This is a genomic window from Clostridium nigeriense (assembly GCF_050585245.1).
In the GTDB taxonomy this organism is placed as follows: domain Bacteria; phylum Bacillota; class Clostridia; order Clostridiales; family Clostridiaceae; genus Clostridium; species Clostridium nigeriense_A.
Genome location: NZ_JBNOOF010000007.1, coordinates 56747 through 73111 on the forward strand (window position 1 = coordinate 56747; position 16365 = coordinate 73111).

Sequence of the window (16365 nt, forward strand, 5' to 3'; positions counted from 1 at the left end):
TTTATGAAGATATTTAAATTTAAGAAGTGGAGAAAAGAGGTATGGGCATATTTGTATCTTTACTAATAATATTTGTATTAACCATAAGTGTTACCATTTCAATAGTTAATAGTTATAAAAAGTATATATATAATTTAGAAGATATACCTAATGATAATTATGCCATAATAGTTCTTGGGGCGGGAGTTAGAAATGATGGAACTCCTTCGGATATATTAGCAGACAGGCTTGAAACTTCCTTAGAGGTTTATAGATCTAATCTTGGTAATGTATTTATTTTAAGTGGTGACCATGGAAGTGAAGAGTATAATGAAGTCAGAGCAATGAAAGACTATATTATGAAAGATAATATAGATAAAAAAATAATTTTTATGGATCATGCAGGGTTCAGTACTTATGATAGTATGTATAGAGCAAAAGAGATTTTTAAGGTAGAGAAGGCTATTGTAGTTACTAATGAATATCACTTGCCTAGAGCACTATATATAGCTAGAAGGTTAGGAATAGAAGCTTATGGTGTAAAGTCAGATAAAAGAGGATATCAATTAATGGATAGCTATAAAAGACGTGAAGTTTTAGCTCAATTAAAGGATTTCTTTTATGTGAATATATTAAAACCTGAACCTACATTTTTAGGTGATTCTATTCCTGTAAATAATTCTGATGGAAGAGTAACGGAAGACGAGAAGTAATTTATAAATAAGTAGATGGAGAAGTGAGAAATTAAAACCTCACTTCTATTTTTTACGATCTTCATAATTCAGATTTAATCTATTAATATTGCGATGACTTAGAGCAGAATGACTCAATAAGCAAATTATACATATGAATTTTTCTATTATATTATTATGTGTTATTTATAATACTAAAAAGATTAAATGAAAAATAAATACACGGATATTCATCTTGTGGATAAAGTGTTAATATTCGTATTTTTAAAAAGGGAAATGTAAAAACTATGAAAAAAAAGATATAAACATTAAAAAAATTGGATTAATATGAGAAAATTTATAAAGTGAGAAAAAACATATTGATTTAATACGAATGAAATGATAATATATCAATATAACATTCGAATTTTGTGAAACGAGGTAAAGATATGGAGAAGTTTTTTAAACTTAAGGAAAATGGAACTGATGTTAAAACAGAATTAATGGCTGGTTTAACTACATTCTTAACTATGGCATACATTTTATTTGTAAACCCTTCTATTTTAGCAGCAGCAGGTATGGATAAAAATGCGGTTTTTGTTGCTACTATAATTGCAGCAGCAGCAGGAACATTGATAATGGGACTAGTAGCTAATGTACCATTTGCACAAGCACCAGGTATGGGATTAAATGCATTTTTCACATATACAGTAGTATTAGGTCTTGGCTTTACATGGGAACAAGCTTTAGCAATGGTATTTATTTGCGGTGTTATTAATATTATTATTACTACTACTAAGATAAGAAAAATGATTATACAAGCAATTCCTCATTCACTTCAATATGCAATTTCAGGTGGTATAGGTTTATTCATTGCTTTTATAGGTATTAAACAAGCTCAATTTATTAACTTTACAGGTGAAGCCGCAAATCAAATTGCTTCATCAGAAGGTTCATCAATATTTAATAGTGTCACTCTAGCGATGACTGACTTTAAAGATCCAGCAGCATTATTAGCATTAATTGGACTAGTAATTACACTTATTTTAATGCTTATAAATTTTAAAGGGGCGATTTTAGTAGGTATTCTTTTAACTACGGTTATAGGGATTTTTATGGGAGTAACACAAGTACCAGATTTTTCACAAATAAGTTTTGGTATTCCAAGCTTAGCACCAACATTTTTTAAACTAGATTTTGCAGGATTGTTTAGCGATCCTTCTAAGATAGTCTTAGTATTTACTACTGTATTTGCATTTTCATTATCAGATACTTTTGATACTATAGGAACATTCTTAGGAACAGGTAGAAAAGCAGGAATCTTTGATGATAATGATGAAAAGTTATTTGAAAGTGAAAATAATTTCTCATCAAAACTAGAAAGAGCGTTATTTGCAGATGCAACAGCAACATCAATTGGAGCACTTTTAGGTACAAGCAATACAACTACATATGTTGAAAGTGCAGCAGGAATTGGTCAAGGAGGAAGAACTGGGCTTACTTCAGTTACAGTAGCTGGATTATTCTTAATATCACTATTCTTATCACCAATAATGGGGATGGTACCATCAGCAGCTACAGCGCCAGCATTAATAGTTGTAGGTATTCTAATGATGGAATCTTTCAAGAATATTGATTGGTCAGATTTTGAAGTAGCTATGCCAGCATTTTTCATAGTAACATTTATGCCTTTTACTGGAAGTATTTCAAATGGGGTAGCAGCTGGATTTATAACATACTGCTTAACTAAAGTAGTTAAGAAAGAAGCGAAGGAAGTTCATCCAATAATGTATGTAGTTAGTGCATTATTCTTACTAAGCTTCATAATCAATGCAATGTAGTATATTTTAAATATAGAAATAATTTTGGGGATAAATAATAATTGAATTTAACTGGTGAAATATCATATTGATTAAAATGATATTTCACCAGTTTTTATTTCTTTAAATATTTATTTATCATAATAGAGCCTATTAAGCCTATTACAACATATAATCCAAAGAATATAAATGGGATAGGTGCTTTTAGTGTTAAAATTAAGCCTAAGCTTTTATTAAAAAATAAATTAATAAGTAGGCTTAAAGGAATAAATGGTATTAAGCAAAAGCTAATTAAAATTTTAATTTTATAGTTTTTAAAAGTTTTGATATTGCTAGATAGAGTTAGGAAAATTCCTATAATCTGAATAATTAATCCTATAGCAATAGATAAGGAGGTTTGATACTCATACCATAGTGTAATTGTAAGTATAAGACCTATGGAAATAAATATTGTTCCCAAAAGACTATAATCCTTTAAATTATTATTTTTACTATCTTCAATAGTGATACCTTTTAAAAGATAGTCTGTTGAAACATTAAATATTTCACTCATTAATATTACTCTATCTATCTCAGGTAATGATTGATTACTTTCCCACTTGGATACAGCTTGTCTAGATACATTTAATGATTCTGCCAACTGTTCTTGAGTTAGTCCTTTTATTTTTCTTTGCTCTTGGATACGCTTTGAAATCATGAATTTTATCACTTCCTTTAATAATAATCTATCATTCTATATGGTTGCGTTCTATAAGCTTCACATTGAATGTAAGCAACTAATAGTTTATTTTACTATAATTTACTATTTTGTATAAAATAATTATATCAAAATAAATATGTAATTCTCAGAGGATAATAATATTTATATTTTTAGTACAATATGTTATATTAAAAATTAAAGTTTAATATCTAAATATAAATGGAGGATTTTTTATGGGTAAACCGTATGGTAGGAGCTGTGTATTAATAACTGGAGCTACTACTGGTATAGGATATGAATTAGCAAGGCTATATGCAAAAGATGAAAATAACTTGATTTTGGTTGCAAGAGATGAGGAGAAATTAAAAGAGGTAAAAGACGAGTTAGAATTTTATAATATTAAAGTTTATACTATTGCCTTGGATTTATCTGAGGATAACTCTTGTGAAAAAGTATTAGATTTTGTGAATAAAAAAAATCTGTCTGTGGATATTTTAATTAATAATGCAGGTATGGGTTCCTTTGGATATTTAAGTGAAATAGAAGTAGAAAAGGAACTTAAATTAATTGATGTAAATATAAGAGCTTTAACAGAACTAACGAAAATGTTTTTGCCTAGTATGATAGAGCATGGGGAAGGATCGATAATGAATGTTGCATCAACGGCAGCTTTTTGTGCTGGACCTAAAATGGCTACTTATTATGCGTCTAAATCCTATGTACTTAATTTTACGGAAGCATTATATGAAGAATTAAAGGGCAGTGAAATAAAAGTAAGTTGTTTATGTCCGGGACCTGTAAAAACTAATTTTCAAGAAAAATCAGGTATAAGAAAGAGTGAGGCTGCAAAAAAGGCGTTAATGACACCTAAGGAAGTAGCTAAAATTGCTTATAAGGATTTTAAGAATGGAAAGCTAATAATAATTCCTGGATTTAAAAATAAGTTAATTATAACATTAAATAAATTAATACCTAGAAGTTTATCTAGAAAGATAATACTAATGATGAACAAAGGATAGGTGATATTAGTGGAAGAAAATCTAAAAGATGAAATTATAGAATTATATGAGACCTTAGTAGATAATGGGGTTACTTTTTACTATGGAAGTGAATCAATACCAACAGGAGAAGTAACTAAGTTTGATCTATTAAATGGTGAAATAATTGACATCGAGTTAGATGGCTTTGAAACATATGAAATTAATATTGATGATTTTATAGAACATCATTCTAAAGAAGGAGCTAATTATCATACTTGGCCTGACATTAGAAATTTTGATAGTAAAATTTCTAATATGGATAATGCTTAATGGATAATTAGAAGAAAAACTCTTTGTAGTTTAGATTTTTTATAATTCAGCTTGCCTGAATTATTTCAAAAATTATGCATTATCAATTATGTATTACTTAAGGTGTAATTAATAAGGAAATTCAGTCTCTGGCTGAATTTCCTTATTTTTATTTTTAATAATTCACTTCAGTGAATTATAACCTAAATTATGCATTATGCATTATCAATTATGCATTAGAAACGTTAGTTTCTAAAAATGACTTCTTCTTTAGAAAACATGAATTTAGCAAATATAATTGAAGCAACTATATATACTATATGCCATCCGACTACTATAGCTATATGTTTAATGTCAAATATCCCAACAGTAAATTCCTTCATTAAGCAAATTGCATTAGTTATAGGAATATTAAAGAATGCTGGGTTTATGCCTTTTGCATCCATCATATATGGTAAGAAGGATAGTATCATAGTTGGCATTGTAATAGCAGCTAAATATGAGTTAGCTTCCTTAGTTGACCTTGCATATATACTTACTGAAATTTGTAGTGCAGATAATGTTACTAACACTAAGCAACCTATTACTAACATACCTAATATAGTTGCTGGTGCTAAATTAAACTGAATATCTCCTTCTCCAAAGCTCATAAATTTTTGCATTGAAAATACCATAGCAGCTAAGTTAGCTATTAGGGCTATAAAGGAAATTGTGCACAATGCTGTTATCTTACCCCAAAGTAATGAGGATCTTTTTGCTGAAGTTGAAAGCAATGGTTCAAAAGTAAATCTTTCTTTTTCTCCTGCTCCAAGATCAGCTGCCATACCAACGGTTGAAGAAACCATAAGTATTACTATAAGTGTTGGTATCATAGTAAGAAGCATAGATGCAACACCATTTACATCTTCACTATCTGAATTTATTCCAGATTGAATGTTAACTTCAAATGGCTTTAATATTGAAGGATCTATGCCGTTTGCTGTTAATCTCTGTTCTATGATTGTATTTTTATAGCTTTCATAAATTTCATTAACCATACTACTAGCAATCATTGATTTATTAGATTCTTCATCTATTAATAAATCAATAGTATCATTTTTACCAGCGGCTATATTTTCATCAAAGTTTTCTGGAATATTAATAATAAGTTGAATATCTCCATTTTTTAAAGCTTCGGTAGGAGAATCTATCTCAGGAAGCTTAACATTTTCTAAGGAAGTGATTACTTTTGCCATAGAGGAATCAGTATCACCTTCTATATAAATATTAATTTCTTTTTCAACATCAGTTTGAGCTTTTTCCATAGATGATGACATAAATTTAAACATTAAAGGATAAATAAGAATTGGTAGTATTAAAGTAAATACTAATGTCTTTTTATCTCTTACAATATCTATAAGTTCCTTCTTTAAAACAGTTAAAAAGTTACTCATTAGTATGACCTCCTATAAGACCTAAGAATGTTTCTTCTAAGTCATCATTATTATATTTTTCTTTTAAATAAGGTAATGTACAATCCTCTAATAGCTTGCCTTTATTGATAATAACTACCCTATCACATAATTTTTCAACTTCCTTCATGGAGTGACTTGAAAACAATATAATTTTATTCTCTTTCTTACATTGAAGTATAAAGTCTTGTACAATTCTTGCAGCACTTACATCTAATCCAGTAGTTGGTTCATCAAAAAGCATAACAGAAGGATTATGAACTATTGATCTAGCAATAGAAATTTTTTGCTTCATACCTCTTGAGTATTTACCAACAGGTTTATTAATATAATCTTCCATTTCAAAGCTTTTAGCTAATGAATCTATTCTTTCGTCTGCCTCTTTTTTACTCATTCCATAAAGGTTAGCAAAATATCTGATGTTTTCTCTTCCGCTAAGCCTATCATATAGACCAACATCACCACCAAAAAGAATTCCTATTTCTTTTCTTACTCTTTCTGGGTTTGATTTTACGTCGATATCATTAACTTTAATATTTCCTTCGGATATTTCAAGCATAGTAGATATCATCCTAAGTGTTGTTGTTTTACCTGCACCATTTTCGCCAAGTAGCCCAACTATCTCGCCTTTATTTACTGAAAAAGATAAGTTATCAACTACTTTTGATTTTTTAAATTGTTTACTAACATTATTAACTTTAAGCACGGATTTACCCCCTTCTTATTAATAGTAAAATTTATTCTTTTAAGAGTTATTATATACTACATTATAACATTCAAAATTAAAATATCAATAGAATTTATAAAAAAATACCAATTAATTCTAATTATATAATAAATCAATACGCAAAGTCTTTCTATTACTGTAAGTCACTATATAAATGACTTAAGTAACTATTTAATAATAATTATAGGATATTTTTACAAAAAAAGCATTTAATATATAACGATGTATAAAAATTTATAATTATTGAATATTTATTCACAAATATGTGTAATTATAAATAAATATAAGGTATTATATATAATAAGTATATAATTTAAGAGTTATCTACTATCTAAGTATTTATATCGGTAACGCGTATTTGAAAATGTAAAATAGATAATATATTGAATATTATTATAATAACAGTTATTGTATAATTATTAATATAAAACTTCTTGACATATATATGGATAAAATATAAAATATTATCAAAAGGATAAATAATTATCAAAAAGATAATTCATAAGTTAAAAAGTACACTTTAAATTGGTCCTGTGAGGCCAGAAAGGGAGTATATGATTATGTTATATTTATATTCACAAGATAATTGCATAGCTATGTCAGTAGGGACATTTTCTAGTACTGATATTAAATATAAAAGGATAGTAAGGAGAGAACTGTAATTTCGTTGTCTCCTTAGTATCCTTTTTATTTTAGTAAGATAAGCTTTTATGAAGTGTATTTTTAGCTATATATATTTAATTTTTAGGAGGGCTAAATATGAGAGCAAAGCTAATATTAGAGAATGGCATGATTTTTGAGGGTAAAGCCTTTGGATACTTAAAAGATAGTATTGGAGAGGTAGTATTCACTACAGGGATGACAGGTTATCAAGAAGTTTTAACAGACCCATCATATTATGGACAAATAGTTACTATGACTTATCCCCTTATAGGTAACTATGGAATAAATTTAGAGGATATGGAATCAAAAACACCAAAGGTTAAGGGATTCATAGTAAGAGAAAAATGTAATTTTCCAAATAACTTTAGATGTGAAATGGACCTTGAAAGCTATTTAAAGCAAAATAAGATAATAGGGTTAGAAGGAATAGATACAAGAGCGTTAACTAAGGTATTAAGAAATTATGGAACTATGAAGGGAATGATTTCGTTAGAAGATGTTACTTTAGAAGATGTTAAGGAGAGAGTAGAAGGCTTTTCAAACAAGGACGCAGTTAGTAGAGTAAGTACAAAAGAAAAGTACACTATAGATGGTGAAGGAAAGCACATAGCAATAATTGATTTTGGAATAAAAGAAAATATAATTAGAAACTTTAAAAAGAGAGGCTGTAAATTAACAGTATTCCCAATGAGTGCAACTGCAGAAGAGGTTTTAGAGGTAAATCCAGATTTAATATTTTTATCAAATGGACCTGGAGATCCAGAAGACCTAGAGGATGTAATAGAAAATATAAAGAAGTTAGTAGGAAAGAAACCTTTAGTAGGTATATGTTTAGGACATCAACTTCTAGCATTAACTTTAGGTGGTAAAACTACTAAGTTGAAATTTGGACACAGAGGATGTAATCATCCAGTTAAAGATTTAGAAGAAAATAAGGTTCATATTACATCACAAAATCATGGATATGTAGTTGAAACATTACCAGAGGATGTTGTAGCGACTCACGTTAATATTAATGATGGAACTATTGAAGGAATGAAGCATACGAAACTTCCAATATTCTCAGTTCAATTCCATCCAGAAGCTTCAGCAGGACCAAAGGATAGCGAATATATATTTGATAAATTCATGAAGTATGCACTATAGGAGGGGTTAGGATATGCCATTAAATAAAGATATTAAAAAAGTTTTAGTTATAGGATCAGGACCGATAGTTATAGGTCAAGCTGCAGAGTTTGATTATTCAGGAACTCAAGCTTGCCAAGCTTTAAAGGAAGAGGGAATAGAAGTAGTATTAGTTAATTCAAACCCAGCAACTATTATGACTGATGCAGAAGTTGCTGATAAGATTTATATAGAACCATTAACAGTAGAATTTTTAGAAAAAGTTATTGAAAAAGAAAGACCAGATAGTATGATTACAGGAATGGGTGGTCAAACAGGTCTTAATTTAGCAGTAGATTTATATGAAGCAGGAATTTTAGATAAGTACAATGTAAAAGTAATTGGTACATCTATTCAATCTATTAAAGAAGGAGAAGATAGAGAACTTTTCAGAGATATGATGAATAGAATTAACGAGCCAGTTATTCAAAGTGAAATAATAACTGAAATGGAATCTGGAATTAGATATGCAGAACAAATAGGTTATCCAGTAATAGTTAGACCGGCTTATACACTAGGAGGAACTGGTGGCGGAATAGCTAATAATGAAGCAGAGCTTAGAGAAATATTAGCATCAGGATTACAATTAAGTACAATCGGACAAGTTCTTTTAGAAAAATCAGTTAAGGGTTGGAAAGAAATAGAGTACGAAGTAATGAGGGACTCTTATGGAAACTGTATAACTGTATGTAACATGGAAAATATAGATCCAGTTGGTATCCACACAGGGGATAGTATAGTTGTAGCTCCATCACAAACTTTATCTGATAAGGAATATCAGATGCTTAGAACTTCAGCTATAAATATAATAAATGCAGTAGGAATAGAAGGTGGATGTAATGTACAATTTGCATTAAATCCAAATTCATTTGAATATGCAGTAATAGAAATTAATCCAAGGGTTTCAAGATCATCAGCTTTAGCGTCTAAGGCTACAGGATATCCAATTGCTAAGCTTGCTGCAAAAATAGCTTTAGGATATGGATTAGATGAAATTAAAAATGCAGTTACTCAAAAGACATATGCTTGCTTTGAGCCAACTTTAGACTACGTAGTAGTTAAGATTCCAAAGTGGCCTTTTGATAAGTTCTTTACAGCAGATAGAGCTTTAGGAACTAAGATGATGGCAACAGGAGAAATAATGGCTATAGGAGCAAACCTAGAAGCTGCATTATTAAAGGGAATAAGAAGCTTAGAAATAGGAAAATATTCATTGGATCATCCAAAGTTTAAGGAACTAAGTATTCAAGAGCTAAAATCAATAGTAGTTAAACCAGATGATGAAAGATTATTTGCCTTAGCTGAAATGATTAGAAGAGATTATAGAATAGAAAGTATTGCTAAGATAACTGGAATAGATATATTCTTCTTAGAAAAATTCAAATGGATAATTCATGAAGAAACTAGATTGAAATTAAGTAAAATAGAAGATTTAGATAAAGAATGGTTATTAAACTTAAAGAAAAAAGGATTCTCAGATAAGGCTATAGCAGATATGCTTAGAGTTAGTCCAGAAGATGTTTATAGATTAAGAACTATATGGAATATTAAACCTGCATATAAGATGGTTGATACTTGTGGAGGGGAATTTGAAGCATTATCACCATATTACTACTCAACTTATGAGCAATTTGATGAAGTAGAAGTATCTAATAATAAGAAGGTAATAGTTATAGGATCAGGTCCAATTAGAATAGGACAAGGTATTGAATTTGACTATGCTTCAGTACACTGTGTAAAATCACTAAAGAAAATGGGTATTGAAACTATAATAGTAAATAATAATCCAGAAACAGTAAGTACAGACTTTAATATTTCTGATAAATTATATTTTGAACCATTAACAGAAGAAGATGTATTAAATATAATTGAAAAAGAAAATCCATATGGAGTTATACTTCAATTTGGTGGTCAAACGGCTATTAAGCTTGCTAATTTCTTAAAAGAAAAAGGAATTAAGACTTTAGGAACTACAGCAGATCAAATTGATATGGCTGAGGATAGAGAAAAGTTTGATGAATTATTAGAAAGTCTAGGAATCGATAGACCAAAGGGTAAGGGTGTTTGGACTATGGAAGAAGGTTTAGAAGAGGCTAGAAGATTAGGATTCCCAGTATTAGTAAGACCTTCATATGTTCTAGGTGGACAAGGAATGGAAATTACTCATGATGAGAGTGAATTAAAATACTACTTAAAGAATGCTTTTGCCAAGGATAAAAAGAATCCAATATTAGTGGATAAATACTTAATGGGTAGAGAAATAGAAGTAGATGCTATATCTGATGGAGAAGAAATATTAATCCCAGGAGTTATGGAGCATTTAGAAAGAGCTGGAGTTCACTCAGGAGACTCAGTTACTATGTATCCTAGCCAAAACATTAGTAAGGAAATTAAAGATAAAGTTTTAGATTATACAAAGAAATTAGCAGTTGCAATTGGAATAAAAGGGATGATAAATATTCAGTTCATAGAGTTTGAAGGAGAACTTTATATAATAGAAGTTAACCCAAGAGCGTCAAGAACTGTTCCATATATAAGTAAGGTAAGTAAGGTTCCAATAGTAGACTTAGCTACAAAAGTAATGCTTGGGCATAAATTAAAGGATTTAGGATATGGAGTAGATATATATAAGGAACCAGATTTAGTATCTGTTAAAGTTCCAGTATTCTCAACACAAAAACTTCCAAAGGTTGAAGTATCTTTAGGACCAGAAATGAAATCTACAGGAGAAGTTCTAGGAGTAGGAAGAAATATTAAAGAAGCATTATACAAAGGATTTGTAGGGGGAAGTATGTATCCTTCAAATAAGAAAGGCAAGATATTGGCAACTATAAAGAATCATGATAAGGAAGAATTCTTACCAATAGCTAAGATGTTATCATTAGTGGGATATAAGTTTATAGCAACTGAAGGGACTGCAGATCTTTTAAGGAAAGCTGATATTGAAGTTGAAGTAGTAAGAAAGTTACATGAAGAAAAGCCAAATATATTAGATGTAATAAAGAATAAAGAAGTTGATTTAGTAGTTAATACTCCAACTAAGGGGAATGACTCTAATAGGGATGGATTTATAATAAGAAGAGCAGCAGTAGAAAGAAATATCGGCGTAATAACTGCATTAGATACATTAAAGGCAATAGCAGAAGTTAAGGTTCAAGGAATAGAAGAGAAGGATTTAGAAGTATTTGATATAACAGAATAGAATGAAAATAAAAAGAGGAATTTAGATAGGGATCTAAATTCCTCTTTGCTAATTAAATATTAAAAATTAATAAAAATAGTTATATAGACCATGAAGTATTATGGATGGGGTTAAAGATTTGGAACAAGTATATAATTTTCCTAAAAGATAGCCAATTAATGATGTTAATAATGAAGCTCTTAAGTTATAAGTGCCGTAATGAGCTAGCATAAATATAATTGATTGAAGAATATTAGATTGAACATCGCTTAATTTATAATATTTTAAAGTAGAAAAAGAAAGTCCTCTAAAAACAATTTCTTCTAAGCCGAAGTTCCATATCAGGCCTACTAATACAACTATAGTAAAATCAATAATATTATTATAGTAATTTGTTTTTATTAAGGTTGTCTTTATTGAAAAGTATACAAGTAATGTTATTATTATCCATTTTATGGAGGTTTTATAGTTAAATTTAAATATGTTTATTCTAAATAAATATAACAATATGAATAAAGAAAATAGATATATTAAGGGCATTATATACATATAGTAATTACCCTTAAATTTAAAGTTATTTACAATAAGATTGAAAGCTAGGGCATATAGAACCAAATACTTTGATTTATTATTAGCCATATATTTATTAATCTTATTCTCACTTTCTGCATTATAAAAATAATCATAAATTGATAAGAGAATTATAAAAAAATCTATAATTAATATAAGCTTTGAAGAATAATTAGTAAATTTAAATATGAGAGCATTAATAGATATTAAATAGATTAACTCTAAAAGAGTATCTTTATATTTTTTATTATTTATAAAATTAGTAAACATAATAAACACCATCCAACAATTATGAATAAACGTAATATTACTATAGCACTATTTTATAATAAATGGGTAAGTTACAATAAATTATTATTAGAGCTGATTATGCAAATAAAATTTAGCAAAAGTATTGACTTTGAACGTGTGTTCGGTTAATATGATTATAGAACTTATGTTTGGTTGGAGGGGTCATAATGAATAATGATATTTTTGTAAAATTGAATTATAAAACAATTGGTGAATTTAAGAGTTTAATAGTAGATAGACAACATAGAGATTATGATAATAATAAATATATGATTTGCACAGGAAAATATGATAAGAATGGTTGGACATTTATATTTAAAGCAAATAGCTTAAAGGAAGCAGAAGATTTTATTAATCAAAATTCAATAAAAAGAAAAAATATAATTAGTAAAAAAAGAATAATTGAAGACAACATAACACTAATAAATAGTGATAAAATACATATTCCAGCTTGGATATAAATAAGGGCTCAGATTAAACTGAGCCTTTATTTTGCTTTAACTATAAAATTTTCAAATTCAGTTAATAACTTTTCATAATTGCCATATAACAAAGTGAATTTTTCTGTGCTTCCATCTTTATAAAATTCTAAATATCTTGATTCACCATATTTATCTACTAAAAATTTTGTAAATGCTCCTGCTAAAGGATAAGTATAGAAGCAGCCATCTTTATCTACTTCTTTATAAAATCTTTCGGAATTAAATAATATATCTTTTATATCAAATTCTTTATTTGATTCAAAATATAATTTTGCCCATTCATAATGAGATTTGCGTACAAGTTCTCCATCAATCATATTTGCCCAATAGTCTTCTGTAAATTCTGCAAATCCTTCTCTTATAAAGGTTGATTCAGGTTTTCCCATATATAAATAAGACAATATATGAGCAAGCTCATGGTTTCCAGTACATTTAATTTTTTTATTGTAAACAAAATGTAGTTCATTAGGATTTCTAGCAAATCCATTACATGGTTCGTTGTCTCCATAAGCAATTCCTACATCCTCTGGTTTTTCATATACAAATAATTTTAATTCGAAATCAATTTTTCTATGAAAAAAATCCTCAAAAAACTTATAAGATTTTTTATATTCTATAATAATGTCTTTTAAATTTGTATCTGATAATCCATCATAATACCAGATATCAAAAAAACCTTCTTTAATATTCTTCATATATATCCCCATTCATCCTTTTAATAAAATTAATTACGTATATTAAATAAACTACTATCTATTTCTGTAATATTAGCATTCTTAGTTTTAAACTTAAGCATCTCATTAAATGGAGTATTAGTCACATAACATTGTAAACACATTATTACAGCACTATGACTTACAATTACAACATCATCAGTATTTTCATTTATAATTTTATCTATAGATTTTAAAACTCTTTCAAGCATATCTTCATAGGATTCTCCATCAGGAGTTTTAGTATACCTTCTATTTAAATACCATTTTTTATACTCAGCTGGATATTTTTCTTCTACCTCTTTCCATGATAGTCCTTCCCATTTACCCATATTCATTTCTTGTAAATCTTTCATTAAGACATAGTCTACATTGCTTGATTTACTTAAAATTTCAGCAGTCTTAAGCGCTCTTTTTTGTGGACTTGAGTAAATTTTTGAGAATTTATAATTGAGGCTTAATAATTTTTCACTTAACTTCATCGCTTGATTTATTCCTGTAGAATTAAGTTCACTATCATAGCTTCCTTGTATTTTACCTTGCACATTCCAATCTGTTTGTCCATGTCTTATAAAAATTAATTTCATATAATACCTCTCAAAGAATATAATCAATAATTGTTTATAATACAATTATAAGTTATATATACATAAAATTCCATATTATATTAGTTATAAATAGAAAAACCCAGCAATTATTGCTGGGTAAAACTCTAAATTTTATTAAATGTCTAATAAATTCTTAGTGTAATCAGAATAAAGATCTCTTAGCTTTTTCATGCTATCCTCTAATTCAAGAAGAAGATTAGATGCTAAAGAGTAGTCTTCAACTGCAATGGCATCCTTAATACGTGTAAATAAGCTCTTGTCAGTATAAGTATCCTTCATTATATAATGTCTTAAATTATTTATTGTCATCCAGTTAGATATATCTAAATCTAATGCGTTATGAGAATGTAACTTTTTAAAGCTTCTAACTTCATTTGCGTGATTTACAATAGTTCTATGGATAATATCAGTTGTCCATCTTTGGATTATTGCAAGTTTAAAGCTATTTATTAGCTTATCACCAAGAACATCATTTCTCTTTAATACTTCTAACTTATCAGTGTATTTATCTAATTGAATTAAGTTTTCATAAACTGTCGCAGGAGCTTTTCCGAAGTATGTATCTCTTTCTTCCTCAGTATAGAATTCAAATACATCTTCTTCACTTCTGTAAGCTCTTTCTTTTTCTAAGTAAGCTGCATCTTCTCCTGGCTTTTTAGAAAGTTCTGCTAGAAGCTCTTCTTCAGTTTTATTATTTTCAAGAGCATAAAGAATTCCATCAAGCATAGACATATAAGAAACTGCAAGAGTTAGATATATATTACTATGTGGGTTTGGAGATCTAAGCTCAAATCTAGTTGCAAGAGGATTTGCTAAATCTCTTATTAATCCTATTAGTATAGTTCTGTTTCTAGATGGATTATCAGGAGATACACCTAATGAAGTAACAACACATATTGGTGCTTCAAATCCTGGCTTTAATCTCTTGAAGGCTCCGTTAGTTGAAGAAATAAATGGATTCATTACTTCATAGTTCTTTAAGATACCCATTATAGCTCCATAACCGATAGTGCTTAGGAAATCTTCCTTTGTAGCATGGAATAAGTTTATTCTCTTCTTATCCTTTAGTTTTAGGCTAACACCTAAATGAACGTGCATTCCTGATCCGGCAACATCATCGATAGGTTTTGCTTTAAATGTAACATCTAAACCATGTCTTCTAAAAGTTTCTTGAGTTAGAATTTTTACAAAAATTTCGTTATCAGCAGCTTGAACTGCATCTGAATATTTCCAGTCAATTTCAAGTTGTTCCATAATATGATTAAATTGACCATTACTATCTAACTTAGATTTAACTCCTCCAACTTCTTTGTGACCCATTTCTGGTTCAAACCCGTATTCTTCCATAAGTAATAGAGTTTCCTCAAGAGCAGTTCTTACAGCACCTTTAGTTCTTGTCCAATATTGTTCTTGTAGAACTTGTGAAGTAGATAATTCTTCAATATGAGCTTGTTCATTTGGAGTTTTAACCCAAAATTCTAATTCTGTTGCAGATGTAATAATTATTTCATCAATATCATCAAATGAAATACCGAAAGGTTTTAATGTTTCAGGCTTATTTTTGAATATATCTAAAAGGTTTGATTTAAAGGTATTTATTGCTGAATTTAAAATATTTCTTGAACAAACAGGCTTATTATTATGAATTAAAAATGAAGGGATTCTAAGAGTACCAACAGGCTTGTTAGTAGAATAGTCAATATGATCGTAATTATAGTCAACAAACCAATTTGCATTAATGTCTGCTACCATATCTACTTTTGCGTCATTTAAAGTTGCGATTCCAGGAAGTACAACCGAAGAACCATCTGTTTGGATAGCAACTCCGTTTAAAAATGAATCTATATCATTTAAGAAAAGTTTAGCTGGTATTTTCTCATCAGTATCATTACCAGATAAATCTATTCCAACGATAGATACGAACTTTATTTCAGGATGTTCTTTAAAGATTTTAAATAGGTCTTCTTTATTATGTTTTGATTTGGGAATTGTGTAAATTAAATCTTTCATAAAATTTTTCCTTGCCGAAAAATAACAAGGAAAAGTCACTTCCTTT

The 16365-nt window shown here is 28.6% G+C and carries 14 protein-coding genes; 7 read left to right on the forward strand and 7 right to left on the reverse strand.

Annotated elements, in window-relative coordinates; translation table 11 throughout:
• Positions 1 to 41: 41 nt before the first annotated feature.
• Both ACQPUY_RS11870 and ACQPUY_RS11875 read left to right on the forward strand, forming a co-directional pair.
• Positions 42 to 692, forward strand: a complete 651-nt coding sequence (locus ACQPUY_RS11870; protein WP_430841445.1) for a SanA/YdcF family protein — start codon at positions 42 to 44, stop codon at positions 690 to 692.
• Between the two features lie 407 nt (positions 693 to 1099).
• Positions 1100 to 2491 (forward strand): NCS2 family permease, encoded by a 1392-nt coding sequence (locus ACQPUY_RS11875; RefSeq protein WP_430841446.1) that lies wholly within the window; start codon positions 1100 to 1102, stop codon positions 2489 to 2491.
• A gap of 94 nt (positions 2492 to 2585) precedes the next feature.
• On the opposite strand, the gene ACQPUY_RS11880 is transcribed toward ACQPUY_RS11875, so the two are convergent.
• Complete coding sequence (locus ACQPUY_RS11880) at positions 2586 to 3167, reverse strand: helix-turn-helix domain-containing protein (RefSeq protein ID WP_430841447.1); 582 nt, start codon at positions 3165 to 3167, stop codon at positions 2586 to 2588.
• A 236-nt stretch (positions 3168 to 3403) separates the two neighbouring features.
• On the opposite strand from ACQPUY_RS11880, the gene ACQPUY_RS11885 reads away from it, so the two are divergent.
• Positions 3404 to 4189 (forward strand): SDR family NAD(P)-dependent oxidoreductase, encoded by a 786-nt coding sequence (locus ACQPUY_RS11885; RefSeq protein ID WP_430841448.1) that lies wholly within the window; start codon positions 3404 to 3406, stop codon positions 4187 to 4189.
• A gap of 9 nt (positions 4190 to 4198) precedes the next feature.
• Positions 4199 to 4480: a hypothetical protein gene (locus tag ACQPUY_RS11890; RefSeq protein ID WP_430841449.1), complete on the forward strand. Its 282-nt coding sequence runs from the start codon at positions 4199 to 4201 to the stop codon at positions 4478 to 4480.
• Between the two features lie 224 nt (positions 4481 to 4704).
• Here the strand turns inward: ACQPUY_RS11890 and ACQPUY_RS11895 are convergent, their stop codons facing one another.
• On the reverse strand, positions 4705 to 5892 hold the full coding sequence (locus ACQPUY_RS11895; RefSeq protein WP_430841450.1) for an ABC transporter permease: 1188 nt from the start codon (positions 5890 to 5892) through the stop codon (positions 4705 to 4707).
• A complete protein-coding gene (locus tag ACQPUY_RS11900; RefSeq protein WP_430841451.1) occupies positions 5885 to 6616 on the reverse strand; it encodes an ATP-binding cassette domain-containing protein in 732 nt (243 codons plus the stop codon). Before ACQPUY_RS11900 ends, ACQPUY_RS11895 begins: the two co-directional genes overlap by 8 nt.
• Before the next feature lie 780 nt (positions 6617 to 7396).
• Here ACQPUY_RS11900 and carA point away from each other — a divergent pair.
• Both carA and carB read left to right on the forward strand, forming a co-directional pair.
• On the forward strand, positions 7397 to 8446 hold the full coding sequence (gene carA, locus ACQPUY_RS11905; RefSeq protein WP_430841452.1) for a glutamine-hydrolyzing carbamoyl-phosphate synthase small subunit: 1050 nt from the start codon (positions 7397 to 7399) through the stop codon (positions 8444 to 8446).
• Between the two features lie 13 nt (positions 8447 to 8459).
• Positions 8460 to 11666, forward strand: a complete 3207-nt coding sequence (carB, locus tag ACQPUY_RS11910) for a carbamoyl-phosphate synthase large subunit (protein WP_430841453.1) — start codon at positions 8460 to 8462, stop codon at positions 11664 to 11666.
• A 66-nt stretch (positions 11667 to 11732) separates the two neighbouring features.
• On the opposite strand, the gene ACQPUY_RS11915 is transcribed toward carB, so the two are convergent.
• Positions 11733 to 12497, reverse strand: coding sequence for a CPBP family intramembrane glutamic endopeptidase (locus ACQPUY_RS11915; RefSeq protein ID WP_430841454.1), 765 nt, complete (start codon positions 12495 to 12497; stop codon positions 11733 to 11735).
• Positions 12498 to 12673: 176 nt separating this feature from the next.
• On the opposite strand from ACQPUY_RS11915, the gene ACQPUY_RS11920 reads away from it, so the two are divergent.
• Positions 12674 to 12967 (forward strand): hypothetical protein, encoded by a 294-nt coding sequence (locus ACQPUY_RS11920; protein ID WP_430841455.1) that lies wholly within the window; start codon positions 12674 to 12676, stop codon positions 12965 to 12967.
• A gap of 26 nt (positions 12968 to 12993) precedes the next feature.
• Here ACQPUY_RS11920 and ACQPUY_RS11925 read toward each other — a convergent pair whose 3' ends face one another.
• From ACQPUY_RS11925 to ACQPUY_RS11935, 3 genes are all read right to left on the reverse strand, one after another.
• Positions 12994 to 13683 carry a hypothetical protein gene (locus ACQPUY_RS11925; RefSeq protein WP_430841456.1) on the reverse strand — a complete coding sequence of 230 codons (690 nt, stop codon included), beginning with the start codon at positions 13681 to 13683 and terminating at the stop codon, positions 12994 to 12996.
• Between the two features lie 29 nt (positions 13684 to 13712).
• Positions 13713 to 14288, reverse strand: a complete 576-nt coding sequence (gene cobC, locus ACQPUY_RS11930; RefSeq protein ID WP_430841457.1) for an alpha-ribazole phosphatase — start codon at positions 14286 to 14288, stop codon at positions 13713 to 13715.
• Between the two features lie 135 nt (positions 14289 to 14423).
• Positions 14424 to 16319, reverse strand: coding sequence for a glutamine synthetase (locus ACQPUY_RS11935; RefSeq protein ID WP_430841458.1), 1896 nt, complete (start codon positions 16317 to 16319; stop codon positions 14424 to 14426).
• Between the last annotated feature and the right edge of the window lie 46 nt (positions 16320 to 16365).

Excerpts from the sequence above, each read along its gene's own strand:
- ACQPUY_RS11870 (WP_430841445.1), top strand. The coding sequence starts at position 42 with ATGGGCATATTTGTATCTTTACTAATAATATTTGTATTAACCATAAGT.
- carB (WP_430841453.1), top strand. The coding sequence starts at position 8,460 with ATGCCATTAAATAAAGATATTAAAAAAGTTTTAGTTATAGGATCAGGA.
- ACQPUY_RS11935 (WP_430841458.1), bottom strand. The coding sequence starts at position 16,319 with ATGAAAGATTTAATTTACACAATTCCCAAATCAAAACATAATAAAGAA.
- ACQPUY_RS11875 (WP_430841446.1), top strand. The coding sequence starts at position 1,100 with ATGGAGAAGTTTTTTAAACTTAAGGAAAATGGAACTGATGTTAAAACA.
- ACQPUY_RS11895 (WP_430841450.1), bottom strand. The coding sequence starts at position 5,892 with ATGAGTAACTTTTTAACTGTTTTAAAGAAGGAACTTATAGATATTGTA.
- ACQPUY_RS11885 (WP_430841448.1), top strand. The coding sequence starts at position 3,404 with ATGGGTAAACCGTATGGTAGGAGCTGTGTATTAATAACTGGAGCTACT.
- cobC (WP_430841457.1), bottom strand. The coding sequence starts at position 14,288 with ATGAAATTAATTTTTATAAGACATGGACAAACAGATTGGAATGTGCAA.
- ACQPUY_RS11880 (WP_430841447.1), bottom strand. The coding sequence starts at position 3,167 with ATGATTTCAAAGCGTATCCAAGAGCAAAGAAAAATAAAAGGACTAACT.
- ACQPUY_RS11925 (WP_430841456.1), bottom strand. The coding sequence starts at position 13,683 with ATGAAGAATATTAAAGAAGGTTTTTTTGATATCTGGTATTATGATGGA.
- ACQPUY_RS11915 (WP_430841454.1), bottom strand. The coding sequence starts at position 12,497 with ATGGTGTTTATTATGTTTACTAATTTTATAAATAATAAAAAATATAAA.
- ACQPUY_RS11920 (WP_430841455.1), top strand. The coding sequence starts at position 12,674 with ATGAATAATGATATTTTTGTAAAATTGAATTATAAAACAATTGGTGAA.
- carA (WP_430841452.1), top strand. The coding sequence starts at position 7,397 with ATGAGAGCAAAGCTAATATTAGAGAATGGCATGATTTTTGAGGGTAAA.